The sequence below is a fragment of the Streptomyces sp. NPDC102360 genome (assembly GCF_044766085.1).
Taxonomy (GTDB): Bacteria; Actinomycetota; Actinomycetes; order Streptomycetales; family Streptomycetaceae; genus Streptomyces.
This window is the reverse complement of sequence record NZ_JBIWLG010000015.1, coordinates 14,278-39,652: the sequence shown is the minus strand read 5'-3', so window position 1 is coordinate 39,652 and position 25,375 is coordinate 14,278. Positions and strand designations below refer to the sequence as shown.

General features: G+C 70.4%; 26 protein-coding genes. 18 read left to right on the top strand and 8 right to left on the bottom strand.

What is annotated here, in order from left to right; all coding sequences use genetic code 11:
- Nucleotides 1–51: 51 nt before the first annotated feature.
- The 6 genes from ACIRHA_RS37830 to ACIRHA_RS37805 all read left to right on the top strand — a co-directional run bounded on the left by ACIRHA_RS37830 (nt 52) and on the right by ACIRHA_RS37805 (nt 6,469).
- Nucleotides 52–702, top strand: coding sequence for a TetR/AcrR family transcriptional regulator (locus ACIRHA_RS37830; RefSeq protein ID WP_403855427.1), 651 nt, complete (start codon nt 52–54; stop codon nt 700–702).
- A 112-nt stretch (nt 703–814) separates the two neighbouring features.
- Complete coding sequence (locus tag ACIRHA_RS37825) at nt 815–2,026, top strand: alpha/beta hydrolase (RefSeq protein ID WP_403855425.1); 1,212 nt, start codon at nt 815–817, stop codon at nt 2,024–2,026.
- Between the two features lie 76 nt (nt 2,027–2,102).
- Nucleotides 2,103–2,981: a DUF4429 domain-containing protein gene (locus ACIRHA_RS37820; RefSeq protein WP_403855423.1), complete on the top strand. Its 879-nt coding sequence runs from the start codon at nt 2,103–2,105 to the stop codon at nt 2,979–2,981.
- A gap of 135 nt (nt 2,982–3,116) precedes the next feature.
- Nucleotides 3,117–4,493, top strand: a complete 1,377-nt coding sequence (locus ACIRHA_RS37815; RefSeq protein ID WP_403855421.1) for a sensor histidine kinase — start codon at nt 3,117–3,119, stop codon at nt 4,491–4,493.
- A gap of 15 nt (nt 4,494–4,508) precedes the next feature.
- A complete protein-coding gene (locus ACIRHA_RS37810) occupies nt 4,509–5,186 on the top strand; it encodes a response regulator (RefSeq protein ID WP_403855419.1) in 678 nt (225 codons plus the stop codon).
- 152 nt (nt 5,187–5,338) lie between these two features.
- On the top strand, nt 5,339–6,469 hold the full coding sequence (locus ACIRHA_RS37805) for an alpha/beta hydrolase (RefSeq protein ID WP_403855417.1): 1,131 nt from the start codon (nt 5,339–5,341) through the stop codon (nt 6,467–6,469).
- A gap of 17 nt (nt 6,470–6,486) precedes the next feature.
- Here the strand turns inward: ACIRHA_RS37805 and ACIRHA_RS37800 are convergent, their stop codons facing one another.
- Both ACIRHA_RS37800 and ACIRHA_RS37795 read right to left on the bottom strand, forming a co-directional pair.
- Entirely contained in the window at nt 6,487–7,533 is a 1,047-nt protein-coding gene (locus tag ACIRHA_RS37800; protein WP_403855415.1) for an aldo/keto reductase, read from the bottom strand.
- A gap of 5 nt (nt 7,534–7,538) precedes the next feature.
- A complete protein-coding gene (locus tag ACIRHA_RS37795) occupies nt 7,539–8,012 on the bottom strand; it encodes a MerR family transcriptional regulator (protein ID WP_403855413.1) in 474 nt (157 codons plus the stop codon).
- A gap of 95 nt (nt 8,013–8,107) precedes the next feature.
- On the opposite strand from ACIRHA_RS37795, the gene ACIRHA_RS37790 reads away from it, so the two are divergent.
- Both ACIRHA_RS37790 and ACIRHA_RS37785 read left to right on the top strand, forming a co-directional pair.
- A complete protein-coding gene (locus ACIRHA_RS37790) occupies nt 8,108–8,575 on the top strand; it encodes a GNAT family N-acetyltransferase (protein WP_403855410.1) in 468 nt (155 codons plus the stop codon).
- A 30-nt stretch (nt 8,576–8,605) separates the two neighbouring features.
- Nucleotides 8,606–9,415 carry a serine hydrolase domain-containing protein gene (locus ACIRHA_RS37785; RefSeq protein WP_403855408.1) on the top strand — a complete coding sequence of 270 codons (810 nt, stop codon included), beginning with the start codon at nt 8,606–8,608 and terminating at the stop codon, nt 9,413–9,415.
- Nucleotides 9,416–9,445: 30 nt separating this feature from the next.
- Here ACIRHA_RS37785 and ACIRHA_RS37780 read toward each other — a convergent pair whose 3' ends face one another.
- Nucleotides 9,446–10,102, bottom strand: a complete 657-nt coding sequence (locus tag ACIRHA_RS37780) for a pirin family protein (RefSeq protein ID WP_403855406.1) — start codon at nt 10,100–10,102, stop codon at nt 9,446–9,448.
- Between the two features lie 268 nt (nt 10,103–10,370).
- On the opposite strand from ACIRHA_RS37780, the gene fasR reads away from it, so the two are divergent.
- From fasR to ACIRHA_RS37755, 5 genes are all read left to right on the top strand, one after another.
- The gene (gene fasR / locus ACIRHA_RS37775; protein ID WP_403855404.1) at nt 10,371–11,537 is read left to right on the top strand and encodes a fatty acid biosynthesis transcriptional regulator FasR; all 1,167 of its coding nucleotides are present in this window, start codon (nt 10,371–10,373) and stop codon (nt 11,535–11,537) included.
- Nucleotides 11,538–11,626: 89 nt separating this feature from the next.
- Nucleotides 11,627–12,553: an ACP S-malonyltransferase gene (locus ACIRHA_RS37770; RefSeq protein ID WP_403855402.1), complete on the top strand. Its 927-nt coding sequence runs from the start codon at nt 11,627–11,629 to the stop codon at nt 12,551–12,553.
- Between the two features lie 18 nt (nt 12,554–12,571).
- Nucleotides 12,572–13,603: a ketoacyl-ACP synthase III gene (locus ACIRHA_RS37765; protein ID WP_403855400.1), complete on the top strand. Its 1,032-nt coding sequence runs from the start codon at nt 12,572–12,574 to the stop codon at nt 13,601–13,603.
- Between the two features lie 73 nt (nt 13,604–13,676).
- The gene (locus ACIRHA_RS37760; RefSeq protein ID WP_403855398.1) at nt 13,677–13,928 is read left to right on the top strand and encodes an acyl carrier protein; all 252 of its coding nucleotides are present in this window, start codon (nt 13,677–13,679) and stop codon (nt 13,926–13,928) included.
- Nucleotides 13,929–14,015: 87 nt separating this feature from the next.
- The gene (locus ACIRHA_RS37755) at nt 14,016–15,287 is read left to right on the top strand and encodes a beta-ketoacyl-[acyl-carrier-protein] synthase family protein (RefSeq protein ID WP_403855396.1); all 1,272 of its coding nucleotides are present in this window, start codon (nt 14,016–14,018) and stop codon (nt 15,285–15,287) included.
- A 201-nt stretch (nt 15,288–15,488) separates the two neighbouring features.
- Here ACIRHA_RS37755 and ACIRHA_RS37750 read toward each other — a convergent pair whose 3' ends face one another.
- Nucleotides 15,489–15,983: a DUF3145 domain-containing protein gene (locus ACIRHA_RS37750; protein WP_403855394.1), complete on the bottom strand. Its 495-nt coding sequence runs from the start codon at nt 15,981–15,983 to the stop codon at nt 15,489–15,491.
- Nucleotides 15,984–16,325: 342 nt separating this feature from the next.
- Between ACIRHA_RS37750 and ACIRHA_RS37745 the strand changes: the two genes are divergently transcribed.
- Nucleotides 16,326–17,240 carry an SGNH/GDSL hydrolase family protein gene (locus tag ACIRHA_RS37745; protein WP_403855392.1) on the top strand — a complete coding sequence of 305 codons (915 nt, stop codon included), beginning with the start codon at nt 16,326–16,328 and terminating at the stop codon, nt 17,238–17,240.
- Nucleotides 17,241–17,286: 46 nt separating this feature from the next.
- Nucleotides 17,287–18,288, top strand: a complete 1,002-nt coding sequence (locus ACIRHA_RS37740; RefSeq protein ID WP_403855390.1) for an aldose epimerase family protein — start codon at nt 17,287–17,289, stop codon at nt 18,286–18,288.
- Between the two features lie 136 nt (nt 18,289–18,424).
- On the opposite strand, the gene ACIRHA_RS37735 is transcribed toward ACIRHA_RS37740, so the two are convergent.
- Nucleotides 18,425–20,938: a beta-glucosidase gene (locus tag ACIRHA_RS37735; protein WP_403855388.1), complete on the bottom strand. Its 2,514-nt coding sequence runs from the start codon at nt 20,936–20,938 to the stop codon at nt 18,425–18,427.
- Nucleotides 20,939–21,067: 129 nt separating this feature from the next.
- Between ACIRHA_RS37735 and ACIRHA_RS37730 the strand changes: the two genes are divergently transcribed.
- On the top strand, nt 21,068–21,634 hold the full coding sequence (locus tag ACIRHA_RS37730; protein WP_403855386.1) for a TetR/AcrR family transcriptional regulator: 567 nt from the start codon (nt 21,068–21,070) through the stop codon (nt 21,632–21,634).
- 13 nt (nt 21,635–21,647) lie between these two features.
- On the opposite strand, the gene ACIRHA_RS37725 is transcribed toward ACIRHA_RS37730, so the two are convergent.
- The 3 genes from ACIRHA_RS37725 to ACIRHA_RS37715 form a co-directional block, all read right to left on the bottom strand.
- Nucleotides 21,648–22,532: an EI24 domain-containing protein gene (locus ACIRHA_RS37725; RefSeq protein ID WP_403855384.1), complete on the bottom strand. Its 885-nt coding sequence runs from the start codon at nt 22,530–22,532 to the stop codon at nt 21,648–21,650.
- A 53-nt stretch (nt 22,533–22,585) separates the two neighbouring features.
- Entirely contained in the window at nt 22,586–23,008 is a 423-nt protein-coding gene (locus ACIRHA_RS37720; RefSeq protein WP_403855382.1) for an organic hydroperoxide resistance protein, read from the bottom strand.
- 114 nt (nt 23,009–23,122) lie between these two features.
- Nucleotides 23,123–24,148, bottom strand: coding sequence for an NADP-dependent oxidoreductase (locus ACIRHA_RS37715; protein ID WP_403855380.1), 1,026 nt, complete (start codon nt 24,146–24,148; stop codon nt 23,123–23,125).
- A gap of 125 nt (nt 24,149–24,273) precedes the next feature.
- On the opposite strand from ACIRHA_RS37715, the gene ACIRHA_RS37710 reads away from it, so the two are divergent.
- Nucleotides 24,274–24,711: a MarR family winged helix-turn-helix transcriptional regulator gene (locus ACIRHA_RS37710; RefSeq protein ID WP_403855378.1), complete on the top strand. Its 438-nt coding sequence runs from the start codon at nt 24,274–24,276 to the stop codon at nt 24,709–24,711.
- Nucleotides 24,712–24,778: 67 nt separating this feature from the next.
- A complete protein-coding gene (locus ACIRHA_RS37705; RefSeq protein ID WP_403855376.1) occupies nt 24,779–25,126 on the top strand; it encodes a hypothetical protein in 348 nt (115 codons plus the stop codon).
- The last annotated feature ends 249 nt before the right edge of the window (nt 25,127–25,375 follow it).

Below are 25,375 nucleotides of genomic sequence, written 5' to 3'. Positions count from 1 at the left end.
GTCACGTCGCTCACACTATGGTGAGCTGCACAAACGGCAAGAAAGAGGACCATGACGGATCGAATCAGCCTGCGTGAACTCAAGAAGCAGCGCACCCGAAACTCCTTGCTGCGCACCGCACTTGAGCTCTTCACGACCCAGGGGTTCGATCGGACGACGGTCGACGAGATCACCGAGGCCTGCGAGGTGTCCCAGCGCACGTTCTTCCGGTATTTCGCGAACAAGGAGGAGGTCGCGCTCGCGGTGCAGCAGACGGTGGAGTCCCGCTTCGTCGCCGCGCTGCGTGAACGCCCCTCAGAGGAAAGCCCGTTCGAGGCGCTGCGGCGAACCGTACTCGGCACTTGGGACGCGATGAGCCGCGTCGTCGAGGAGCTCGTCCCCCTCGAACTCCACATGCGCACCTACCAGATGATCGAATCCACGCCCTCCCTGCTCGCGGTGCACTTGCGCCGCTCCATCGAACTGGAAGAGGAACTCGCGCGCGTGGTCGCCGATCGCGAAGGCCTCGACGTGGACAGCGACCCGCGCCCGCGCGTGGCCGTCGCCGCGTTCGGCGGCGTCATGCGGATGACCGGACGCCTGTGGGGCGCGGGAGAGGACGCGAGCATCGAATCGATCCGCGCACTCACCGAGTCGTATCTGGAGCACTTGAGGCCTTCGCTGGCCGGGCAGTGGCGGGAGGCACTTCCTACCCCTACGTAGCGTGATGCCATCGCTGCAACCGTGTCCGGTTCTACCCAAATACACCACGGGAAACGTGATCCGACTCACCTCATTCACGGTGCCGCTCGCGCTTCTCTTAGGGTGTCCCGCAGTGACTTCCTTCGATACCTCTCCCCAACTCAACGTCTGGCGCGCACTGCTTGCGCTGGTCGTCGTGTTCGTCATGCTGGCCACCACCGGCTGGACCGCGGTGCGCCATCAGCGAGGCGTCACATCGCCGCTCCAGACCACGCTCACCGCTTGGGAGCACGGCCGGATAAACGGACATGCCCTGCCCGCGCACGACGGTTCCCCCAGCCGCCTCGCGCATTTCTTCGGCTCGCTGAGCGCGCACCAGCGCGGCGAGCTCGCCGCCCGGTATCCGCTCGCGGTCGGCAACATGAACGGTGCCCCTGTAGAGCTGCGATATCGCGCCAACCGCGTCGCGCTCGACCAGGCCCGCCAGGTCGAGCACAGGCGCATGTACGACAACCGGTTGTCGTCCGTGGGCCATGCCGACGCGAAGAAGCGCATGAACCGGTTCACGTCCCTGGCGAAGCCCGATCGCAAGATCCTCTCCTTCGACCCCCTGGGCGCCGGCCGGGTCGCCGAGGTCTTCGGTGACCTCGACAAGGCCCAGCGGGTGTCCGTGGTGGTGCCCGGCGTCGACACGAACGTGCTCACCTTCGAGCGCACGTCCCGCCAGTACTCGGCGCCCGTGGGCATGGCGCGCTCCCTGTACGGCGCCGAGCGCGGCGCCAGTCCGCACACACGTACCGCGGTCGTCGCATGGGCCGACTACACCGCGCCGGCCGGCCTGGGCGTGGACGCCGCCACGGCGATGCGCGCCGAGGACGGAGCGGTACGGCTCAACGCCATGCTGCGCGGTCTGCCCGGCCGGTCCTCCGTCGCCCTGTACTGCCACAGCTACGGCTCGGTGGTGTGCGGCGTCGCGGCGCACCACATGCCGGGGCGGGTCAGCGACATCGCGGTGGCGGGCAGTCCCGGCATGCGTGCCCAGAGCGCAGCTGGCCTGGACACACACGCGCGCGTGTGGGCCACCCGCGACAGGGACGACTGGATCCAGGACATTCCCTACATGGAGGTGGGCGGCCTCGGTCACGGAGCCGACCCGGTCTCCTCCGCGTTCGGCGCGCGCGTCATGGCGGCAGGGGACTCCAAGGGCCATACCGGCTACTTCGTGCCGGGCACCGAGAGCCTCGCCAACTTCGCCGACATCGGCACCGGCGGGTACAAGACAGTGCACTGTGCCGGCGGAGGTCAGGGCTGCCTGGACGGTTTTTCCGGGAACGTCTCCGCCTGACGCGCGTAGAAAGCGCGGAAACAGCGGTCTGACGCGATAGGCGACGGAGACGCGCGCTCCGCCTACGATGAGCCACATGGGTGACGTACTGGCCGGATTTCATGCCGCCTGGGAGTTCGAGTCCGACTCCGTGCTCATCCGCTTCGAACGGGGGATCCGCACGCCGAAGCTGCTTCAGGCGCTGGGCGAACGCCGCATCCCTCTGGAAGCGGTCGCGGCGGTGTCCCTGACGCCTGGCAAACGCGGGACCGTCGTGCTGCACGCGGTGCCTCGGCCGGGCGCGGACCCTCTGATGGACGCTGCCGCGGGTCAGCTCAAGGAGGGGAGCGACCCGTACCGTCTCGTGCTGCCCGCCGAGCGGGAGACGCTCGGCGAGTACTACGCGGACGAGCTGCGGGCGAAGCTCTCCGACCACGAGGACATGCGTCCGGAGAGCTATCTGGTGGCTCCTCCCGAGGCTCCCCGCCAGTTCAAGGCCTACGACGGGAAGGCGACCTTCGACGGCGACGCGGTGGCCTTCCGCTGGTTCTGGACCGGCGCGTCCTCCGCGAAATGGAAGGCCGGGGACAAGACGTTCCCGATCTCGGACCTGAGCGGCGTCGAATGGCGCTCGCCCGAACTCTTCGAGGGCCATCTGCGCCTGCTTCCCCGGGACGCTTCCGGGGAACAGCCTGGTCAGGCGGACCAGGATCCCGCCGCGGTCGTCTTCGGTCTCGGCTACGGCCCGGTGCACGAGTCACTGCCGTTCGCCGCCTCGGTGCTGGCTGCCGTGCGGGCGTCCGGTCCCGCGCCTCCGCAGGGCGGGACGTTGTGCACCGAGTCGGCGGGGCCCGGAAGACGCGATCCCGCAGACATCGCCGACCGCATCCGACATCTGGGCGAGCTGCATCAGGCCGGTCTGGTGACCGACGCGGAGTTCACGTCGAAGAAGGCCGAGCTGCTCGCCGAGCTGTGACGGCCGGCCGCGCGACCCGTCACTGGGGACACCGCCACCCCCGACCGCCGGCCCTCTCATACCTGGGTAGGGGGTGCGGTTGAGCACTCCGGTATGACGGCGCGATCGGGCCCGGGTGTCTACGCTGATCTGGCCATGAGCACTGCACCGCCATCACCCGAGAAAACGCCCCGCCCACCGGAAGACGGTTCCGGTCGGGCGGGCTCTCGGCGCATGACCGGAGCAGTGCGTGGACTGAGCGACCGGCTGGCCTCGGCCGGGGCGACGTTGACCGCGGCCCTGGGCGACGACCGGTCGGAACCCCTGCTGGCGCACGCGCCCCGCCGTTGGATGCGGCTGCTGCCCTATCTGATCGCGCTGGGCTTCACCGCGTCGCTGATTCCGGTCACGACCCAGGTTCTGTCGAACGACTACGGGGTCGGAGGTGGCCTCGCCGCGGCGATCGGCGTGGCACAGTCCGCTCCCCTGGTCCTCGCCGTGAGCCGGCCGCTGGCCGCCTGGTACATCATGATCACCGCGGCCGTGCTGGGCACGATCCCGGTCTTCCAGGGAGACGCCCACCATCCGTCGCCGTGGACACCCATGGTGATCGTCGCGTATCTGGTGCTGTGCATCGCGCTGGCTCTGCGAGAGAGCCGTCGCACTCTCGTCAACATCTGGCTGGTGACCGTCGCCGCCAGCATCGCGGTCGGCATGTTCCGCGACAGCACCAGCCAGGACACGGGAGTACTCCTCATCGTCCTGAGCGGTGGAGTGCTGCTCCTGGGAGCCCTGCTGCGGGAGCGCGGCGAGACCAGACGCAAGCTCGTCGTGCAGGAGACGATCAGCGAGGCAGAGCGGACCCGCAGAACACTGCTCGAGGAGCGGGCCAGGATCGCGCGCGAGCTGCACGACGTCGTCGCCCACCACATGTCGGTGATCACCGTGCAGGCGGACTCCGCGCCCTACCGGCTGCAGGACCTGCCCGGCGAGGCGCGCGAGGAGTTCGAGTCGATCGCCACGGGTGCGCGCGCGTCGCTGACCGAGATGCGTCGTCTCCTCGCGGTCCTGCGCAGCGAGGAGGCGCAGGGCGACCTGCTGCCGCAGCCCGGCCTCGCGCATCTGCGCCAGTTGGTCGAGGCGACCGTACGAGGCGGGGTGCCTGCCGAACTGTCCTATCCGGAGCTGACTCTCGTCGGGGAACTGGTCCAGGTGCCCCCAGCGGTGGACCTCTCCGCGTACCGCATCGTGCAGGAGGCGTTGTCGAACGTGGTGCGGCACGCTCCGGGTGCACGGACTCAGATCTCCATCGGCCTCGACGACGACGCCCTCCTGGTCGTCGTGGTCAACGGGCCGGCGGCGGACCCGGTGTCGCCCGTCGAATCGACCGCCGGTACCGGACACGGACTGATAGGGATGAACGAGCGCGTACGGTTGGTCGGCGGCACGCTGGACGTGGGCCCGCTGTCCGACGGAGGTTTCCGTGTCGCGGCCCGGCTCCCGTTGACCGTGCCCGACTCCCCGACGGCGTAAAGGAATTCGGCACGCATGACCATCCGCGTGATCATCGTCGACGACCAGAGCATGGTGCGGGCGGGGTTCGCCGCGCTGCTCAACGCGCAGAGCGACATCGACGTCGTGGGCGAGGCCCCGGACGGCAAGGAGGGCGTCCAGGTGAGCCGCTCCACGCACCCCGATGTCGTTCTCATGGATGTACGGATGCCCGAGATGGACGGGCTGGCCGCTGCCAAGGAGTTGCTGGACCCGCCTCCCGGTGTGGTGCACCAGCCGAAGGTGCTGATGCTCACCACGTTCGACGTCGACGACTATGTGTACGCCGCGCTGCGGGCGGGCGCGTCCGGGTTTCTGCTCAAGGACGCGCCACCGGCCGATCTGATCGCCGCGGTGCGTGTGATCGCGGCCGGTGAGGCACTGCTCGCTCCGACGGTCACCAAGCGGCTCATCGCGGACTTCGCCAAGACCCGCCCCGCGAACCGCAAGAGCAACTCTCCGCTGCTGAAGAGCCTGACACCGCGTGAGGCCGAGGTTCTCGAGCTGATCGCGCGCGGGCTGTCCAACCAGGAGATCGCGCAGAAGTTGGTGCTGGCCGAGCAGACGGTGAAGACCCATATCGGCCGCGTGCTGGCGAAGTTGGGCCTGCGAGACCGTGCACAGGCCGTGATCTTCGCGTATGAATCGGGGCTTGTCGAACCCGGCGGACAGTGAATCGCCCGTCCTGAGACGCCCGACCCCCTACTGCGGTATCGGCCTGAGTACCCAGGTATCAGGCGCTAGTTGGCTCCGCAGTGTGACGTCCAGACCGCGTCCGTCCTCCTACCTTCCTCTCGTCACACCACTGGACGAAGGGGAGACGGGCGATGGGTCTGAACTCTTGGAAAAAACGCGGCCGTCGCGCCGTGGCAGCCGCCGCGCTCACGGCAATCGCCGTGTCCGGCACGGCGGGTTGGGCATCGGGCCAGGAGCAGCACCCGCTCACCGGCCCGCCCCCGGGCTCCGCATCGTGGCGTGCGGACGATTCGCTGGGCCGCGGACTGCCCGACCCCGCGACGGCGAAGCCCTCGCAAGTAGCGCTCTTCTTCCGCGGGTTGAGCGGAGCGGAACGGCACGATCTGGTCGCGCGGCATCCGTCGGTCGTCGGCAATATGGACGGAGCCCCGATCGCGCTGCGGTACGAGGCGAACACACTGTCGCTGCGGGCCGAGCAGGCCCGGGCCCGCGCCGACGCCAAGGACCGGACACTCACAGAGCAACAGCGGTCCACGGCACGTGCGCTCGCCGCCCGCTGCTCCCAACTGCTCGCGCAGGGCCGCCGGATACTCGCCTTCGATCCCCGTGGGCGTGGCCAGGTCGCCGAGGTCTACGGGGACTTGGAGGCGGCTCGGCACGTCTCCGTGATCGTGCCGGGTTCCGATATCGACCTGGGTACGTTCGACCGGGCCAGGGACGTGTACGGGACGCCGGCCGGGATGGCGCGCTCGCTGCACCGGGCGACGGGCGGGCAGACAGCCGTGGTGGCGTGGGCCGGATACACCACTCCGGTGGGTCTGGGCCCGGACGCTGCCACCGGTCGACTCGCCGAGGCGGGAGCCCCCAGGCTGGCCCGCTTCGTCCAGGGCCTCACCGCGTCGGGCACCCCGAAGCCGGCCGTCTTCTGCCACAGCTACGGGTCGGTGGTGTGCGGGCTCGCCGCGTCCCGGCTTCCCGCAGCGGACCTTGTGGCCCTCGGTTCGCCCGGACTGCATGCCGACACGGTCGCCGAACTGCACACCCGCGCCAGAGTGTGGGCGGCCCGCGACGACAGCGACTGGATCGGCAAGGTGCCGAACGTCGAGCTGTTCGGTCTTGGGCACGGAGCCGACCCGACGGACCCGTCCTTCGGAGCCCGCCGGGTGCCCGCCGAACGGGCACAGGGACATACGGGCTACTTCGCGCCGGGCACCGACTCGCTGCGCGCCTTCGCCGACATAGCCACCGGAGGTGCGTCATGACCCCATGGTCTGTCCGCCTACTCGCGGCCGGCCGATGTGGGGGTCATGTCCGCGTACCGGTCACCCGAGACCTTGGAGGCGATCGGCTCGAGGAATGACCGTTCCTCGTCGGTGAGCACGATGCGGGTAGCGGCGGTGTTCTCCTCGACGCGCGTGCGCTTGCGGGTGCCGGGGATCGGGACGACACCGAGGCCGAAGGCCTCCGCCCGCTGCTGCACCCAGGCCAGCGCGATCTGACCGAGTGAGGCGCCATGGGCGTCGGCGATCTGCCGGATCGGCTCCAACAGGGCCGCGTTGGCAGTGGCGTTGTCACCGGTGAACCGGGGCTGTTGGCGTCGGAAGTCGTCGCCTGCGAGTTCCTTGTCGGCGGAGACGAAGGCGCCGGTGAGGAAGCCACGGCCGAGCGGGGAGTACGGGACGAGCGCGACGCCGAGCTCCGCGGCGGCGGGCACGACCGAGCGTTCGATGTCCCTGCTGAAGAGGGACCACTCGGACTGGACGGCCGCGATCGGATGGACGGTGTGGGCGGCGCGCAGTTCGGCGGCGGTGACCTCACTCAGGCCGAGGTGCTTGACCTTGCCGGCGGTGACGAGTTCGGCCATCGCGCCGACCGACTCCTCGATCGGCACCTCGGGGTCGCGGCGGTGCATGTAGTACAGGTCGACCGCATCGACGCCCAGGCGTTGGAGGCTGGCGTCGATGCAGGTCCTGATGTAGGCGGGGTCGTTTCGGATGACTCGCTTGTACGGGTCGCTCGGATCGGACCCGATGGCGAACTTGGTCGCCAGGACGATCTCGTCCCGATGCGCCTTGACGAAAGGAGAGAGGAACTTCTCGTTCTCACCGGCACCGTAGGCGTCGGCGGTGTCGAACAAGGTGACGCCGAGTTCAAGGGCCCGCTCCAGGGTCGCCCTTGCCTCGTCGGCGTCCGTCGGTCCATAGGCCCAGCTCATCCCCATGCAGCCGAGGCCCTGAATGCCCACTACGGGCCCGTTGTTTCCCAACTCAACAGTGGGAATGCGCCGCTGCTCGCCCGCCCGCGGCGTCCGCTCCGTGCTGCTCATGCGGTTCACGCCCTTTCCGGCGCCGGTCGGGCGCCCGCATAGAAGTCGATCTTGTAGTCCAGCACAGCCAGGGTGTCCTGCAGCTCCGCCACCCGGTTCAGGACGTCGCGGCGGGTCGCTTCGAGCAGTTCCCTGCGCTCGTCGAAGGTCTCCTCACCCCGGCGCACGAGCTCGGCGTAGCGCACCATGTCGGCCACCGGCATCCCGGTGAGCCGGAGCTTGCCGACGAGCGCCAGCCAGTCCAGGTCACGGTTGCTGTAGCGGCGCTGCCCGGTGTGCGAGCGGTCGACGTCGGGCATCAGGCCGATCCGTTCGTACCAGCGCAAGGTGTGGGCGGTCAGTCCGGTGAGGGCGACGACCTCGCTGATGGTGTAGTGGTCCTGGCCCTCCGGGCGGGGGTGCGCGGGTGGCGCCGCGGCACAGTGGTCGGTCTTCCGGGTCGCCGCGCGGGACCGGGGCGTGGTCTCCATCACCGTCATGGCCCCCACGCTAGAACCTTGGAGTGCACTCCAAGCAAGCACGGCAAACAAATTCGGGACGACACCTCGAAGACGCTCGGGCTACGGTGCGGGCCATGACTGCCGTACGCCGTGCCACGCCTGCCGATGCCGAGGAACTGGTCCGCCTGCGCAAGATCATGCTGGACGCGATGCGACCGAGCGACGACGTGGAGTGGCAGCCGTACACGGCGCGGGCCCTGCGGTCCCATCTGGCCGACGGGAGTGGCCCGTTGGTGGTCTTCGTGGTCGAGGCGCCGGATGTTCCTGGCGCGCTCGCGGCCTGTGTGACCGGCACGGTCAACCTCAGCCTGGGCAGCCCCGGAAACCCGGAGGGTACTTCGGGGCACGTCTTCAATGTCTGCACCGATCCGGCGTACCGACGCCGCGGCTACTCACGGGCCTGCATGGATGCGCTGCTGGCCTGGTTCAAGGAGCGGGCCGTGCGCCGCATCGACCTGCACGCCTCCACCGAGGGTGAGCCCCTGTACTCCTCCCTCGGCTTCGCTCGCACTCCCGCACCCGCGATGAGGCTGACTCTCTGACGACGACAGCGAGGAATTAGGCTCGTAGGCATGCAGAGCCTCGCGTTGATCGAGAACTGGCCGGTACCGACCGCCGCAGCAGCCGTCGTCCGTGCGGACGGCACGGTACTGGGGACCCGGGGACCCACGGCCCACCGTTTCCCGCTGGCCTCGGTCACCAAGCCGCTCGCGGCCTACGCGGCACTGGTCGCGTACGAGGAAGGGGCGATCGAGTTCGAGGAGCCGGCGGGCCCCGAGGGCTCGACGGTCCGGCATCTGCTGGCCCACACCAGCGGACTCGCCTTCGACGAGCACAGAACGACGTCGGAGCCGGGAACCCGGCGGCTGTACTCGAACGCGGGCTTCGAGGTGCTCGGGGACCACATCGCGAAGGCGACGGACATTCCGTTCGGCGAGTACCTGCGCCAGGCCGTGCTCGAACCGCTGGGCATGACGGCGACGGCGCTCGACGGTTCGCCCGCCAAGGACGGTGTGTCGACGGTGGACGACCTGGTGCGGTTCGCCGCCGAGGTGCAGGCGCCTCGACTGCTCGACCCGCGGACCGTGGCCGAGGCGATGACCGTGCAGTACCCGGGCACGAAGGGCGTGCTTCCCGGGTACGGGCACCAGAACCCGAACGACTGGGGCCTCGGATTCGAGATCCGGGACCACAAGTCGCCGCACTGGACGGGGAGTTCGTCGTCGTCGCGGACGTTCGGGCACTTCGGGCAGTCGGGCACGTTCCTGTGGGTGGACCCGGATGCCGGGGTGGCCTGTGTGGCTCTGACGGACCGGGCGTTCGGGCCGTGGGCGGCCGAGGTGTGGCCGCCGTTCACCGACGCGGTGCTCGCGGAGGTCTGACCGCGGAACGGGTGCATCGGGCCCCTCGGGTCACCCGTCCATCTCCCAGAGCAGCAGCTGTGTCTCCGTCGCCGCCAGTACCTCGAGGCCGGTCTCCGCGGTGATGCGGGCGGCGTCCCCGTCGGCCAACTCCGTGTCCCCGAGCCGCACTTCACCCTGCACCACGTGGATGTAGACATACGGGGCGGTCGGCACCTCTCCTCGCTCCCCTGCCGCCAGGCGTCGGACGTGCAGCATGGCGCCCGCTGCGGGGACGTCGTAGGGGGTGGAGTCCGCGATGCCGTGCACCACCTCGTACGCAGGGTCGCCTCCCGGGTCGAGGGGGGCGAGCCACATCTGAACGAAGGTGAGGGGCTCGACGCCGTCGTTGCGTTCGACGTGGCGGACACCGCCACCGGAGCTGAGGCGCTGCACATCGCCGGGGCGGACCACGGATTCGTGGCCGGTGGAGTCGCGGTGGGTGAGCTCGCCGGTGACGACCCAGGTGACGATCTCCGTGTGGCTGTGGGGGTGTTCGCCGAAGCCGGCGCCCGGCGCGAGACGCTCCTCGTTGCAGGCGAGGATCGCGCCGAAGCGCAGGTTGTCCGGGTCGTAGTGCGGGCCGAAGGAGAACGCGTGGAGGGATTCGATCCCCGCCTCGGGTTCGCCGCCGAGGTAGCGGTCGTCGGAGCGGCGTACGTCAATCATGCAGGTTCGTCTCCTGGCAGCACCGCGGGCCTGTCGTTCGGGCTGGGGGTCCGGGGGGGGCGTCCCCCGGGGAGATGCAGCGCGGTCGTCGGAGCGGCGTACATCAATCACGCGGTACACGGTAGCCCTCGTTTCCGGCCTTTCGACGGGCTCGCCTCGGACCCTCCACTCCGCTGAGCCGTCCCGATAAGGCAGTCTTGTCCCCGTGCCCCAATCGGAATCAGAGCAGCCCTCAGCGAACGAACCAGCGGACCGTCCAGGCGGCCCCGTGGAGCCTCACCCGCACTCGGCGACCCTGAAGCGTCTGGAGAAATCCTCCGGGGCACTCGCCGCGCAGGCGATTACGCGCATGGACGAGACGTTGCCCTGGTACCGGGCGATGCCTCCGGAGAACCGGTCGTGGATCGGTCTGGTGGCGCAGGCGGGTATCGCCGCGTTCACCGAGTGGTTCCGGCGCCCGGACGCCCCGCAGGCCATCTCGACGGACGTGTTCGGCACCGCGCCCCGGGAGTTGACCCGGGCGATCACGCTGCGCCAGACCGTGGAGATGGTGCGGACGACGATCGAGGTCATGGAGTCCGCGATCGACGAGGTGGCGGCGCCCGGCGACGAGAGCGTGCTGCGGGAGGCGCTGCTCGTGTACGCGCGGGAGATCGCGTTCGCGACCGCCCAGGTGTACGCGCAGGCGGCGGAGGCGCGGGGCGCCTGGGACGCGCGGCTCGAGTCGCTCGTCGTGAACGCCGTGCTGTCCGGGGAGGCCGACGAGGGCGCGATCAGCCGGGCCGCGGCGCTCGGCTGGAACTCCCCCGAGCACGTGTGCGTGGTACTCGGCACGGCGCCCGACGGGGACAGCGAACTGACGGTGGAGGCGATCCGGCGGGCCTCGCGCCACGCCAAGTTGCAGGTCCTGACCGGAGTGCTCGGGAACCGGCTCGTGGTGATCGCGGGTGGCAGCGACAATCCGCTGGCCGTGGCGAAGTCGCTGATCGGGCCGTTCGCGGCGGGACCCGTGGTCGCCGGGCCCGTGGTGCCGGACCTGTTGGCCGCCACCCGGTCCGCCCAGGCCGCGGCCGCCGGGCTCAAGGCGTGCGGCGCCTGGCAGGACGCTCCGCGTCCTGTTCTGGCGGACGATCTGCTTCCGGAGCGCGCGATCGCAGGAGACCCCGCCGCGCGGGACCAGTTGGTGGAGGAGATCTACAGACCGCTCGAGGAGGCGGGCTCGGCGCTCCTCGAGACGCTCAGCGTCTATCTGGAACAGGCAAGCAGTCTGGAGGGCGCGGCCCGGATGCTCTTCGTGCATCCGAATACCGTCCGCTACCGGCTTCGACGTGTGACCGACGTCACCGGGTGGTCGCCTTCGGACGTCCGCTCGGCGTTCACCCTGCGCATCGCCCTCATCCTGGGGCGTCTGGCCGAGGCCGATCCCCAGCCGTAGGCTTTTGTCGGGGGTCTACAATTCCCCCTTCGGTTCTTCGTCCCTGTCCCCACCGGCGGCCCGACCCGTCCCCAAGAGAGAGTGTGAGAGTGCTCGTACTCGTCGCTCCCGGCCAAGGCGCCCAGACGCCCGGCTTCCTGACTCCCTGGCTCGAACTCCCCGGTGCCGCGGACCGCCTTGCCGCGTGGTCCGACGCCATCGGCCTCGACCTTGCCCACTACGGCACGCAGGCCGACGCGGACGCGATCCGTGACACGGCCGTGGCCCAGCCGCTCCTTGTCGCGGCCGGGCTGCTCTCCGCCTCCGCGCTCGGCGATGTCGCGCCGGGCGCCGTGGCGGGGCACAGCGTCGGTGAGATCACCGCCGCGGCGTTCGCGGGGGTGCTCGACGAGGCCACCGCGCTGAAGCTCGTGCGCACGCGCGGTCTGGCCATGGCGGAGGCCGCGGCGATCACGGAGACGGGGATGTCGGCGCTGCTCGGCGGCGACCCCGAGGTCACCGTCCCGCACCTGGAGAAGCTCGGCCTGACGCCGGCGAATGTGAACGGCGCGGGCCAGATCGTGGCCGCCGGCACGCTGGAGGAGCTGGCCGCGCTCGAGGCCGACAAGCCCGAGGGCGTGCGCCGCGTGGTGCCGCTGAAGGTGGCGGGCGCGTTCCACACCCGGCACATGGCTCCGGCCGTGGCGAAGCTGGAGGAGGCCGCCAAGGAGCTGGCCCCGGCCGACCCCACGGTCGCGTACGTGTCGAACAAGGACGGCAAGGCCGTCGCGTCCGGCGCCGAGGTGGTATCCCGCCTGGTCGGCCAGGTCGCGAACCCGGTCCGCTGGGACCTGTGCATGGAGACGTTCAAGGAGCTCGGCGTGACCGCGCTCATCGAGGTGTGCCCGGGCGGCACCCTCACCGGGATCGCCAAGCGCGCGCTCCCCGGCGTCAAGACTCTCGCCCTGAAGACCCCCGACGACCTCGACGCAGCCCGCGCCCTGATCGCCGAAACAGCCGCAGCAGCCACGGCCTGACAAGGAGATCCGAGCAGCATGTCGAAGATCAAGCCCAGCAAGGGTGCCCCGTACGCGCGCATCCTCGGCGTCGGCGGCTACCGTCCGACCCGGGTCGTGCCCAACGAGGTGATCCTCGAGAAGATCGACTCGTCCGACGAGTGGATCCGCTCGCGCTCCGGCATCGCCACCCGTCACTGGGCCAGTGACGAGGAGACCGTGGCGATGATGTCGGTCGAGGCGTCCGGCAAGGCCATCGCCGACGCGGGTATCCGGCCGGAGCAGATCGGCTCCGTGGTCGTGTCGACCGTCTCGCACTTCGCGCAGACACCGGCCATCGCGACGGAGATCGCGGACAAGCTCGGCACGGACAAGGCCGCCGCGTTCGACATCTCCGCGGGCTGCGCCGGTTTCGGCTACGGCCTCACGCTCGCGAAGGGCATGATCGTCGAGGGCAGTGCCGAGTACGTACTTGTCATCGGCGTGGAGCGGCTGTCCGACCTCACCGACCTGGAGGACCGCGCGACGGCCTTCCTGTTCGGTGACGGCGCCGGTGCCGTGATCGTCGGTCCGTCCCAGGAGCCCGAGATCGGCCCGACCGTGTGGGGCTCCGAGGGCGACAAGGCCGGCACCATCAAGCAGACCGTGCCGTGGGACAAGTACCACGTCGGGGATGTCACGCAGTTGCCCGTGGACTCCGAGGGCAACATCAAGTTCCCTGCGATCACGCAGGAGGGCCAGGCGGTCTTCCGCTGGGCCGTGTTCGAGATGGCGAAGGTCGCCCAGCAGGCGCTGGACGCGGCCGGGATCAACCCGGACGACCTGGATGTCTTCATTCCGCACCAGGCCAACGAGCGGATCATCGACTCGATGGTGAAGACTCTGAAACTGCCGGAGCATGTCACGGTCGCCCGTGACATCCGCACCACCGGCAACACGTCGGCCGCCTCGATTCCGCTCGCGATGGAGCGGCTTCTGGCGACCGGCGAGGCGAAGAGCGGCGACACTGCGCTCGTCATCGGCTTCGGGGCGGGTCTCGTGTACGCCGCCACGGTCGTTACCCTCCCCTAGGCAACTCGTCCGGATCTTCGGATCCGGACAGCTGCCGCCACACCCTCTGGATACACACCGAAGGAGCGCCACAATGGCCGCCACTCAGGAAGAGATCGTCGCCGGTCTCGCCGAGATCGTGAACGAGATCGCCGGGATCCCCACCGAGGACGTCCAGCTGGACAAGTCCTTCACCGATGACCTGGACGTCGACTCGCTGTCCATGGTCGAGGTCGTCGTCGCCGCCGAAGAGCGCTTCGACGTCAAGATCCCGGACGACGACGTCAAGAACCTCAAGACCGTCGGCGACGCCACGAAGTACATCCTCGACCACCAGGCTGCCTGAGCCTCAGGCTCAGCCCGTTGGTCAGTCGCTCCGCCACCCGGCGGTGGCGCCGCTGAATCCCTCGGATCCGTTGGAGAAAGAATTCCTGTGAGCTCGACCAATCGCACCGTGGTCGTCACCGGTATCGGCGCAACCACACCGCTGGGTGGCGACGCGACATCCACCTGGGAGGGACTGGTCGCCGGACGTTCCGGCGTCAAGCCCCTCGAGCAGGAGTGGGCCGCCGACCAGGCGGTTCGCATCGCGGCGCCGGTCGCCGTGGAGCCGGGCGAGGTCATCCCCCGCCCGCAGGCCCGCAAGCTGGACCGGTCCGCTCAGTTCGCGCTGATCGCCGCCAAGGAGGCGTGGGCCGACGCCGGTTTCACCGACAAGGCGGGCGACGACCCGCATGTCGACCCCGACCGTCTTGGCGCCGTCATCGCGTCCGGCATCGGCGGCGTGACCACGCTCCTCGACCAGTACGACGTGCTGAAGGAGAAGGGCGTACGCCGCGTCTCCCCGCACACCGTGCCCATGCTGATGCCCAACGGCCCTTCGGCCAACGTGGGCCTGGCCGTGAACGCCCGCGCGGGTGTGCACACGCCGGTCTCCGCCTGCGCCTCCGGCGCCGAGGCCATCGGCTACGGCATCGAGATGATCCGCACGGGCCGCGCCGACGTCGTCGTCTGCGGTGGCACGGAGGCGGCCATCCACCCGCTGCCCATCGCCGCGTTCGGCAACATGATGGCGATGTCCAAGAACAACGACGACCCGCAGGGTGCGTCGCGCCCCTACGACACGGCCCGGGACGGCTTCGTCCTCGGTGAGGGCGCGGGCGTCGTCATCCTGGAGTCGGCCGAGCACGCCGCGGAGCGCGGCGCCCGCGTCTACGCGGAGGCGGTCGGCCAGGGCATCTCCGCCGACAGCCACGACATCGTGCAGCCGGAGCCGGGGGGCCGCGGCATCGCGCACGCCCTGCAGAACCTGCTGGACAACACCGATCTGGACCCGTCGGAGATCGTTCACGTCAACGCGCACGCGACGTCGACGCCCGCCGGTGACATCGCCGAGCTGAAGGCGCTGCGCAAGGTGTTCGGTGACGAGGCCGACCACTTCGCCGTCTCCGGCACCAAGTCGATGACCGGGCATCTGCTCGGCGGCGCCGGTGGTGTCGAGTCCGTGGCGTCGGTGCTCGCGCTGTACAACCGCCTGGCTCCGCCGACCATCAACGTCGAGAACCTCGACCCGGAGGCCGAGGGCACCGCCGACGTCGTCCGCGGCGAGGCGCGCAAGCTGCCGGTCGACGGCCGGATCGCCGCGCTGAACGACTCGTTCGGCTTCGGTGGGCACAACGTGGTGTTGGCCTTCCGCACGATCTAGCGCTCCGCTGAACGTGGGAGTGGGCCCGCCCCGGGGTTCTGGGGTGGGCCCACTCCGTTTTTCGCGTGCGTATGTGTGTGGCGTGATTGGTGTTTGCGGGTGCGGATTCGCTGTGGGTTTGCGCAGTTCCCCGCGCCCCTGAAAAGCAGATCCCCGTGCCCCCCTTGGGCGGCCCTGCCCTCAGCGCCCAAAAGGCCGGGGTCACACCACCTGGTGGAGCCATCGGACGGGGGCGCCTTCGCCGGCGTAGCGGAAAGGCTCCAGTTCGTCGTCCCAGGGTTTGCCGAGGAGGGCGGCGAGTTCGGCCTCCAGGTCTGTCTCGCCGGCCTTGGAGCGGGTCAGTGCGGCACGCAGGCGGTCCTCCGGGATGAGGATGTCGCCGTGGATGCCGGTGATGGCGTGGAAGATGCCGAGTTCGGGGGTGGCGCTGTAGCGCTCGCCCTCGGCGGCGGCGCAGGGTTCGGCCGTCACCTCGAAGCGCAGCAGCTGCCAGCCGCGCAGCGCGGAGGCCAGCTTGGCCGCGGTGCCCGCCTCCGCCCGCCAGGAGAACTCGGATCTCCAGGTGCCCGGCGCCGCGGGCTGCCTGATCCAGTCGAGGCTGACGCGCGCGCCGAGTACGCCCGCGACCGCCCATTCGACGTGCGGGCACAGCGCGCGCGGAGCGGAGTGCACGTACAGAACTCCACGTGTCGTCACCGGGACCTCCAGTGTGGGTCGAGGTTCGCCTTCCCCAGCGGCCTCGCGCCCGTGCCGAGCCTTCTTCCCCTGCTGCCCGGAACGAAAAGGTCTAGACAAAAAGGGACACATCTGACGTGTAGTAATTTAGCGGAACCGGTACAGCGGGCCCCCAGTGGGTCGACCGGGGATCCCGGGGCGAGGCTATCGCGCAGCAGCGCAAGGAGTGTGACGTACTGTCGGTCCCGGGGGTCACAAACACCGACCTTTCACCCGCGGGACGCAACCCCGCCCCCGCGTACGACGTCAGACGGGGCGGTGAGTGAGAGAGGGCGGGGCGTGAGGGAGAGGGCAGGAGGGCTGATGCGGAAGCGTAGCGACCGGTCGTTCGCCGTTCGGGCCGCCGTCGCCGCCGTGACGGCGGCCGTGTGCGGTGTCGCCTCGCTCACCGCGTGTGACGCCACGGGCGACAACTCCCCCGGCCCTTCCGGATCTCCGAGCGCCGCGAAGCCGTCGCCGAAGCCCACTCCCACGTGGGACACGAAGCCTCGCTCGGTTGCCGCGGTGGGTGACTCGATCACGCGCGGCTTCGACGCGTGCTCGGTGCTCTCCGACTGCCCCAAGGTGTCGTGGGCGACGGGGACGGACAAGTCGGTCAAGAGTCTGGCCGTGCGACTGCTCGGTGAGAGCCGCGCACAGACGCACAGTTGGAACCATGCGCGGACCGGGGCGCGGATGGCCGATCTGCCGGAGCAGATGCATCGGGCGGCGGCCGAGAAGCCCGAGCTGGTGACGGTCATGGCCGGGTCGAACGACGCGTGCCGGCCTACGGCCGCCGGAATGACCCCTGTCGCGGACTTCCGGGCCGATTTCGAGGAATCCCTGCGGCAGTTGCGGCGCACGGCGCCCAAGGCGCAGGTGTACGTACTGAGCGTGCCGGACCTGAAGCGGCTCTGGTCGCAGGGGCGGGCGAATCCGCTGGGCAAGCAAGTGTGGAAGCTCGGCATCTGCGCCTCGATGCTGGCCGATCCGGACGACCTGAAATCGGCGGCCACCGCGCGGCGGGACTCCGTGCAGGCGCGCGTGATGGCGTACAACGAGGTGCTGCGCGAGGTCTGCGCGAAGGACAGGAAGTGCCGGTACGACGGCGGGGCCGTGTTCGGGTACAAGTTCGGGCAGGCGCAGTTGAGCGAGTGGGACTGGTTCCACCCGAGCGTGAACGGGCAGGCACGGCTCGCCGCGCTCGCGTTCCGCGGAGTGACGGCCGAGCGGCCGTAGCAGCCTCCCGGCCAGGGCCGGAGCGCGCGGGCGTAAGGTCGCGATCATGAGCAGCGAACTCTTCGGCACCCTGCCGGACCCCGACCGCACGCCCGTCCACCGGTGGACCCTGGAGCGGGACGGTGTGCGGGTACGCGTCCTGACGTACGGCGGGATCCTGCAGTCGGTGGAGGTGCCCGACCGGGACGGCGCGGTGGCCGACGTGGTGCTCGGGTTCGCCGATCTGGACGGGTATCTGAAGCACCCGGAGCCGTATCTGGGGGCTGTGGTCGGGCGGTACGCGAACCGGATCGCCGGCGGCCGGTTCGAGCTGGACGAGCGGATCTACCACCTCGCGCAGAACAACGGGCCGAACGCGCTGCACGGCGGCGAGCGCGGCTTCGACAAGCGGGTCTGGGACGCGGAGGCCTTCGGCGAGTTCGGGGTGCGGCTGAGTCGTGTGTCGCCGCACGGCGAGGAGGGGTACCCGGGGCGGGTCGAGGTCTCGGTGACGTACGAGCTGAAGGCGGGCGGTGTGCTGCGGATCGCCTACGAGGCCATGACCGACGCGCCGACGCATCTGAACCTGACCAATCACACGTACTGGAATCTCGGCGGGGCCTCCTCCGGGAGTGCGGTGGGGGGTCACGAACTGCGGATCGACGGTGGGCGTGTGACGGCCGTCGACGAGGGGCTCATTCCGACCGGTGAGCTGGTGGACGTGGGCGGGACGCGGTTCGACTTCCGGGAGAGCCGGAAGGTCGAGGCGGGGTACGACCACAACTACGTGCTCGACAAGGGGGTTGGTGACGAGGTGGTGGAGGTGGCCGAGTTGCGGGATCCGGGGTCCGGGCGGGTGGTGGGCGTTGCCACGACTGAGCCGGGTGTGCAGTTGTATACGTCGGATGGGTTTGACGAGTCGGTGGGGTTCGCCCCCGGCGATGGGGTTGCGTTGGAGACGCAGCACTTTCCGGATTCGCCGAACCGGGTGGGGTTTCCGTCGACCGTGGTGCGGCCGGGGGATGTGTATCGGTCGGAGACGGTGTATCGGTTCGGGGTCCGGGGGTAGCGGTTCGGGAGCCGGGGTTGACGACTCGGGGCTCTGCCCCGGACCCCGCTGCTCAATCGCCGCAGGGGCTTAAATCGGCTCGATCGCCGCAGGGGCTTGAAAGGCCTGCTCAATCGCCGCAGGGGCTTAAATCAGCTCAATCGCCGCTGGGGCTCAAATCAGCTCGATCGCCGCTGAGGTCTGAATTGGCCGAACCGCCGCTGAGGTCTGAAGTGGTGCGTAGGCGGGTGTCGGTCAGGGAGCGGCCGGCGAGGAGCTCGTAGGAGGTGGCCGGTGTTGTCCACCCGTTCGTGGACTCGTCCCAGGTCTCGAAGGCGCGGCGGGGGAGGTCGATGGTGGCCGAGACCGTCTCGCCGGGGGCGGCCGTGACGGTTGCGAAGCCGGCGAGCCAGCGGGTGGGGCGGGTCGCGTCGGGGGCGGTCGGCGATACGTAGAGCTGGATGACCTCGCGGCCGGGGCGGTCGCCCGTGTTGCGGATGCGGACCGTCGCCGTGGTGCCGTGGAGTGCGATCGACTCGTACGTCCAGTCGGTGTAGCCGAGGCCGTGGCCGAAGGGGTAGGCGGGAGTCGCGCCGGACTTGTCCCAGGCGCGGTAGCCGATGAACACGTCTTCCGCGTAAGGGAGTTGGCCGTCCACCGGTGTCACCTGCGTGACCGGGGCGTCGGCCAGCGGGCCCCACGTGGTGGGGAGGCGGCCGCCCGGTTCCTCGGCTCCGGTGAGTACGTCGGCGAGGGCGGCGCCGCCCTCCTGGCCGGGGAACCACGACAGCAGCACGGCGGCGACGTCCTCGCGCCACGGCAGCTCCACCGGGGAGCCGGAGTTGACGACGACCACGGTGTTCGGGTTGGCGGCGGCCACCGCGCGCACCAACTCGTCCTGGCGGCCCGGGAGTCGCAGGTCGGCGCGGTCGAAGCCCTCGGACTCCACGCGGTCCGTCGTGGCGACCACGACGACGGCGACCTCGGCGTCGCGCGCGGCGGCGACGGCCTCCGCAAGGAGCGCGTCCTCGTCCCGGCGCGGGTCGAGGTGCACGAGGCTGAAGAGGACGGCGGGCAGCGGCATGGCCAGGGACTTGTCGAGGGTATGGAGGAGCGAGACCTCGACCGGGCGGCCCTCCGTCAGCGTCACCTTGCCGCGTTCCTCCGGGGCGCCGAAGAACGCCTCGAAGGGGTCGGATTCCGCCCCCAGGGCCTGCACACCCTCGTACAGGACCGTGCCGTCGACGGTGAGGGCGAAGGCGCCGAGGCCGCGCGTGCCGAAGGCGTGCTCGCCGCTCTCGCGCGGGGTGAAGGTGCCCGTCACCTCGATGCTGTGCAGGGCGTCGTGGGTGACTCCGGGCGGCAGGTCGGCGCCGAGCCACTGGACCTGGCCGTTCGGGAGCGTGCCCTCGCCGAGGACGGTGCCTTCGGTGTCGCGGCAGATGGCGCGCAGCGTGAACCCCTTGTCGGCGACGGCCAGTTCGTCGCTGGGGTCGGCTCCGACGCTGTATGTCAGGGACGGCAGCGCGGCGCTCAGGCCGTCGAGCGGTGAGACGATCCGGGACGGGAAGACGGTGGCGGAGCCGCCGCCGAGGACGCGGGCGTCGCGCGCGGCGGCCCCGATGAGGGCGACCCGGGCGTCCGGACGCAGCGGCAGCACACCGGAGTTGCGGACGAGGACGAAGGAGCGGTGGGCGAGTTCGCGGGCCAGCGCCTCGCCGTCGATCTCGGCCGGGAGCCCTGCGGGAGACACGACGGGCTCCGCGCCCTCGAGTGCGCCGACCCGCGCCGCGAGCCGCAGCACATTGCGTACGGCCCCGTCGACCTCGGACTCGTCGACCTCGCCGGAGCGGACGGCCTCGACCAGCGCCGGTCCGTACACCGTCAGCGGGCCGGGCATCGCGACGTCCAGGCCGCCCTTGATGTCCCCGACGGTCGAGCGGGCGGCCATCCAGTCGGAGACGTTGAAGCCGTCGAAGCCCCACTCGCCGCGCAGGATCTCGTTGACCAGGTAACGGTGTTCGGTCATCGAGGTGCCGTTGACGGAGTTGTAGGCGGTCATGACGCCCCACGGGTGGGCGTTCCTGACGATGGCCTCGAAGGGGGCCAGGTACAGCTCGCGCAGGGCCCGTTCGGAGAGCAGGTTGTTCACCGTGAAGCGGTCCGTCTCGGCGTCGTTCGCCACGTAGTGCTTCATGGTCGTGCCGACGCCGCCGGACTGGACGCCCTGGACGTAGCCGGTGCCCATGAGCCCGGCGAGGTACGGGTCCTCGCTGTACGTCTCGAAGTGGCGGCCGCCGAGCGGGGAGCGGTGCAGGTTCACGGTCGGGGCGAGCAGCACGTGGACGCCCTTGCGGCGGGCCTCCTGGGCGAGCAGCACACCCGCACGGCGCGCGAGCGAAGGGTCCCAGGTGGCGCCGAGCGCGGTCGGGGACGGCAGTGCGATCGACGGGTCGTCGGCGCTCCAGCGCACTCCGCGCACACCGATGGGGCCGTCGGACATGACGAGGGACTTCAGGCCGATGTCGGGGACCGCGGGCAGCGACCACATGTCCTGACCGCCGAGCAGCCGGGCCTTGGTGTCCAGGTCGAGCTTGCCGAGCGCGGCCTCGACCGCCGCCTCGCGGGCCCGGTCGGCCCGCTCCCTGCCGTCGTCCGCCTGCTGCGCCATGTCGGCACCTCCTCGTCGAAGTGTGGGCGCCTCCATCCTGCACCCGCGACTTGTGAAGCGGTAGGTTTCGTTACTCTGCCGTTATCTGCAAGATCGGGACGTGCCCTGGCCGTGTCGTACCGTGACCGCATGAGCAGCACCAGGACCGCCAGGAGCCAGGAACGTCGGGCCGAGATCTTGCGGGCCGCGCTCGACGTCATCGCCGAGCGCGGGTACCGGGGCGCGAGCCTGGCGGCGGTGGCCGAGCGCGTGGGACTGACCCAGCAGGGGCTGCTGCACCACTTCCCCACCAAGGAGGCGCTGCTCGTCGCCGTCCTTGAGGAGCGCGACCAGTGGGACTCGGTGCCGAGCAGCCAGTGGCGGCTCGATCTGCTCGGCACGCTGGTCGAGTACAACGCGATGCGGCCCGGGATCGTACAGACCTTCTCGGCGCTGCTCGGCGAGTCGGTGACCGAGGGGCACCCGGCGCGGGAGTTCTTCACGCGGCGCTACGCCGATGTGCGCGGGGCGATGGCCGAGGTGCTGCGCGCCGAGTACGGGGAGCGGCTGCCGGGCGGGCTCACGCCCGAGCGGGCCGCGCCGCTGCTCGTCGCGGTGCTGGACGGCTTGCAGTACCAGTGGCTGCTCGACCCGGAGGCCGTGGACATGCCCGGCGCGGTGCGGGACTTCCTGGAACTGCTGGCCGGGGAGAGCTAGTTGGCCAGGAGGGCTAGTTGGCCTGACCCTGGTCGTGCGGGCCGGACCACTGCGCGCCCTGACCCTGGCCATGAGGGGCCGGGTGGCCCTGGCCGTACGCGGCCGGCCACTGCGCGTTGGAGCCCTGGGCCTGCGCGCGTGCCGGGTCCTGGGCCTGCGGCTCGCCCTCCAGCTCCCGCACCATCAACGTCGCGCCGGCCACCGCCCCCGGCATCAGGAACACCGCGACGAACGGCACGAGGAACGCGAGCGCGAGCGGCGTGCCGAAGCCCCACGCCAGTCCCTTGCGCGAGCGCAACAGGGCCAGTCGCTCCCGGACTTCACGACCCCGGCGCTGCCACGCCACCGACGTCAGCTCCTCCGTGAGGAAGTAGCCGGTGACGAAGAAGCCGATGACCGGGACCACGGTCTGGCCCACGAAGGGGATGAATCCGAGCGCGAAGAGGAGGATCGCCCAGAGGGCGGCGCGCACGAGCAGCCGCAGGCTGTCACGCGTCGAGATCCACAGTTCGCGCCAGAGCGGGAGGCCGGACTCCGGCGCGTGCCCGCCGCTCTCGGTCCGGTCGACCTCCTCGGACAGCGACTCGTAGAAGGGCTGGCCGATCAGCAGGGTCACCGCGGTGAAGGTGAGCACCGCGAGAAGCAGGGCGAGGGCGAACAGGACCGCCGTGAGGAAGCCGCGGAACAGGCCCTGCCACGGGGACGTCCAGTCGTCGGCGAACGGGGTGGTCCAGGAGACGAAGTCGCCGCCCCAGACGCCGAGGCAGACCAGCGCCGCCGCGTACAGGACGAGGGTGATCAACCCTGGCAGCAGGCTCCAGCCGTACTGCTTTCCGTGCTGGGCAACCCAACGCTGCCCCTTCATCAAATAGCCGAAGCCCGCCCCGAGATCACGCATGGCGCAAACCTTACGGGACGGGCCCCGGCCCCCGAAAAGTACGGGGATCAGGCTCAGACGGAGAGCGTGACCGTGATGTTGCCGCGGGTCGCCTTGGAGTACGGGCAGACCTGGTGGGCCTTCTCGATCAGGGACTTGGCGGCGGCAGCGTCCACGTTCGGGATCGCGGCGGAGATCTCGACGATGATGCCGAAGCCGTCGTCGTTCTTGCCGATGCCGACGTTGGCGGTGACGGTCGAGCCGGAGACGTCGGCACCCTCCTGGCGGGCGACGACGGCGAGCGCGCCCTGGAAGCAGGCGCTGTAGCCGGCCGCGAAGAGCTGCTCGGGGTTGGTGCCCTCGCCGGAGCCGCCCTGCTCCTTGGGCGGGTTGACGACGAGGTCGAGCTTGCCGTCGCTGGTGGAGACGCGGCCGTCGCGGCCGTTCTCCGCGGTGGCGGTGGCGGTGTAGACGACGTCCGACTGCGTGATGGCCATGACCGGCTCCCTCGTTCGCGCGGGTGATTCTTTCGGTTAGCGGAACGAGGTTACCGAATCATGGAATCAACGGGTGTGGCGGGGGTCACTCCCCCGGCACTGGAACGCAGAGATTCAGAGCTTGACGATCATCTTTCCGGTGTTGTCGCCGCGCAGTACCCCGAGGAACGCCTCCAGGTTGTTCTCGATGCCCTCGACGAACGTCTCGCGGTACTTCAGCTCGCCGGAGCGCACCCACGCGCCGACCTCCTGCACGAACTGCGGCTGCAGGTCGTAGTGGTCGCCGACGAGGAAGCCCTCGATGCGGCCGCGGGTCTGGATGAGGCGGGAGAGGTTGCGCGGGCCGGGGGCCGGCTCCGTGCTGTTGTAGACGGAGATCGCGCCGCAGATGGCGATGCGGCCGTCGCGGTTCAGGCGGGCGATGGCGGCCTCCAGGTGGTCACCGCCGACGTTGTCGAAGTAGACGTCGACACCGTCGGGAGCGGCCTCCTTCAGGAGCGTGTGGACGTCGCCCGTCTTGTAGTTGAAGGCGGCGTCGAAGCCGTACTCCTCCAGGAGCAGCTTGACCTTCTCGTCCGAGCCGGCCGAGCCGATGACCCGCGAAGCGCCCTTGAGCTTGGCGATCTGGCCGACCTGGCCGCCGACCGCGCCCGCGGCGCCGGAGACGAAGACGCTGTCGCCCTCCTTGAAGTCCAGCGTGCGCAGCAGGCCCGCGTAGGCGGTGAGGCCCGTCATGCCGAGAACACCGAGGTACGTGGACAGGGGCGCGGCGTCCGGGTCGACCTTCACGGCCTGCTTCGCGTCGAACGTCGCGTACTCGCGCCAGCCGAAGAAGTGCAGCACGTGGTCGCCGACGGCCACGCCCTCGTCGTTCGAGGCCAGGACGACACCGACGGCGCCGGCCTGCATGGGCTCGCCCAGCTCGTACGGGGCGACGTAGGACTTCGCGGCGCTCATCCGGCCGCGCATGTACGGGTCCACGGAGACGTACAGGTTCTTGACGAGGACCTGGCCGGGGCCCGGCTCGACCACCGGGGCCTCGCGCAGCTCGAAGTCCTCGGGCTGCGGCCACCCGACGGGGCGGCTGACCAGGGTCCACTCGCGGCCGGTGGCGGGGATCTGGGGGGTGTCGGCGGTCATGCGCTGATCCTTTGTCGAGGGGGCGGAAGCACGTGGGCCGAAGCATGCGAAAAATACTTCAGTACCTGAAACAACAATGCTCCTGAATATTTCATGATGTCAAGTAACTCGGTACGCTGTGCCCCATGGCCGCAACACGTACCCCCCGCACGGACCCCCTCACCCTTCAGGTCGTAGAGCTGATCGGGGAAGTCGTCGCGCGCTACCACCAGGAGTACGAGGAGGCCGCCTCGCGGCACGGGCTGACCGGGGCGCAGGCGCGCGTGCTCGGGCTGCTGGCGCTGGAGCCGCTGCCGATGCGGCAGGTGGCGACGCGACTGAAGTGCGAGCCGTCGAACGTGACGGGCATCGTGGACCGCCTGGAGGCCCGCGGTCTCGTGGAGCGGCAGCCCTCACCGGGCGACCGGCGGGTGAAGGTGGCCGCCCTCACCGTGGAGGGGCGGCGGATCGCGCGGGCCCTGCGCGAGTCCCTCGACTTCGCCCGGGAGCCGCTGGCCGGGTTGTCGCAGGAGGAGCGGGTGGCGTTCCGCGGCATGCTGCGGCGGATGCTCGGCGCGGACTGAGACCGGCCCCGTCCGGACCACCTGCCGAGATCGGCCCTACGTACACCACCACAGGAAGCGCTCGCACATGGCCGACGGGTCCGGCTCGGCCGTAGGCGTGGCGGACGAGGAGCGGGAGGCCGAGGGCGCCGGTCCGGAGCTCGCGGAGGAGCGGGGCGCGGACGTGGCCGGGGCGGGCCGTGTCGCGCGGTGTGTCGCCTCGGCGTCCACCGGGCCCGAGGTCCGCGTGCGCTCCGGTCGCGGCGGCGCCGACGCGGGGGCCGATGACGTACGCGAGGCGCGGGACGCGGGCGGGGTGGAGCGTTCGGCCGTGGCGGAGGGGGACACGGTGTCGGCGCCCTCCGTGGGCGCCGCCGACGTATCGGGCGCCGCCTGGGTGTGCGAACCGCCCCCGGCGGGGTCCTGGCCCAGCTGAGCGACGCCGAGGCCGACGCCGCCCGCGACCAGCGCGATCCCCGCTGTGGCGAGGAGGACGCGCCCCCGCCGCCGGGAGCGCGCGGAGCGGCGTGTCGAGCGGTGCGCGCGGCGCCGGCCGCGTGCCCGGACCGGTGCGCCCGCACGGCCCGACTCCTCTTCGGCCGCCCCTTCTTGCGCGGCGATCGACGCCCCGTACGCACGCACGGCGTCGACCGGCGTGCCGCAACCCGGGCAGGCCAGCGCGCCG

Excerpts from the sequence above, each read along its gene's own strand:
- ACIRHA_RS37830 (WP_403855427.1), top strand. The coding sequence starts at position 52 with ATGACGGATCGAATCAGCCTGCGTGAACTCAAGAAGCAGCGCACCCGA.
- ACIRHA_RS37820 (WP_403855423.1), top strand. The coding sequence starts at position 2,103 with ATGGGTGACGTACTGGCCGGATTTCATGCCGCCTGGGAGTTCGAGTCC.
- ACIRHA_RS37815 (WP_403855421.1), top strand. The coding sequence starts at position 3,117 with ATGAGCACTGCACCGCCATCACCCGAGAAAACGCCCCGCCCACCGGAA.
- ACIRHA_RS37810 (WP_403855419.1), top strand. The coding sequence starts at position 4,509 with ATGACCATCCGCGTGATCATCGTCGACGACCAGAGCATGGTGCGGGCG.
- ACIRHA_RS37805 (WP_403855417.1), top strand. The coding sequence starts at position 5,339 with ATGGGTCTGAACTCTTGGAAAAAACGCGGCCGTCGCGCCGTGGCAGCC.
- ACIRHA_RS37800 (WP_403855415.1), bottom strand. The coding sequence starts at position 7,533 with ATGAGCAGCACGGAGCGGACGCCGCGGGCGGGCGAGCAGCGGCGCATT.
- ACIRHA_RS37795 (WP_403855413.1), bottom strand. The coding sequence starts at position 8,012 with ATGACGGTGATGGAGACCACGCCCCGGTCCCGCGCGGCGACCCGGAAG.
- ACIRHA_RS37790 (WP_403855410.1), top strand. The coding sequence starts at position 8,108 with ATGACTGCCGTACGCCGTGCCACGCCTGCCGATGCCGAGGAACTGGTC.
- ACIRHA_RS37785 (WP_403855408.1), top strand. The coding sequence starts at position 8,606 with ATGCAGAGCCTCGCGTTGATCGAGAACTGGCCGGTACCGACCGCCGCA.
- ACIRHA_RS37780 (WP_403855406.1), bottom strand. The coding sequence starts at position 10,102 with ATGATTGACGTACGCCGCTCCGACGACCGCTACCTCGGCGGCGAACCC.
- ACIRHA_RS37765 (WP_403855400.1), top strand. The coding sequence starts at position 12,572 with ATGTCGAAGATCAAGCCCAGCAAGGGTGCCCCGTACGCGCGCATCCTC.
- ACIRHA_RS37760 (WP_403855398.1), top strand. The coding sequence starts at position 13,677 with ATGGCCGCCACTCAGGAAGAGATCGTCGCCGGTCTCGCCGAGATCGTG.
- ACIRHA_RS37745 (WP_403855392.1), top strand. The coding sequence starts at position 16,326 with ATGCGGAAGCGTAGCGACCGGTCGTTCGCCGTTCGGGCCGCCGTCGCC.
- ACIRHA_RS37740 (WP_403855390.1), top strand. The coding sequence starts at position 17,287 with ATGAGCAGCGAACTCTTCGGCACCCTGCCGGACCCCGACCGCACGCCC.
- ACIRHA_RS37735 (WP_403855388.1), bottom strand. The coding sequence starts at position 20,938 with ATGGCGCAGCAGGCGGACGACGGCAGGGAGCGGGCCGACCGGGCCCGC.
- ACIRHA_RS37730 (WP_403855386.1), top strand. The coding sequence starts at position 21,068 with ATGAGCAGCACCAGGACCGCCAGGAGCCAGGAACGTCGGGCCGAGATC.
- ACIRHA_RS37725 (WP_403855384.1), bottom strand. The coding sequence starts at position 22,532 with ATGCGTGATCTCGGGGCGGGCTTCGGCTATTTGATGAAGGGGCAGCGT.
- ACIRHA_RS37720 (WP_403855382.1), bottom strand. The coding sequence starts at position 23,008 with ATGGCCATCACGCAGTCGGACGTCGTCTACACCGCCACCGCCACCGCG.
- ACIRHA_RS37715 (WP_403855380.1), bottom strand. The coding sequence starts at position 24,148 with ATGACCGCCGACACCCCCCAGATCCCCGCCACCGGCCGCGAGTGGACC.
- ACIRHA_RS37710 (WP_403855378.1), top strand. The coding sequence starts at position 24,274 with ATGGCCGCAACACGTACCCCCCGCACGGACCCCCTCACCCTTCAGGTC.
- ACIRHA_RS37705 (WP_403855376.1), top strand. The coding sequence starts at position 24,779 with ATGGCCGACGGGTCCGGCTCGGCCGTAGGCGTGGCGGACGAGGAGCGG.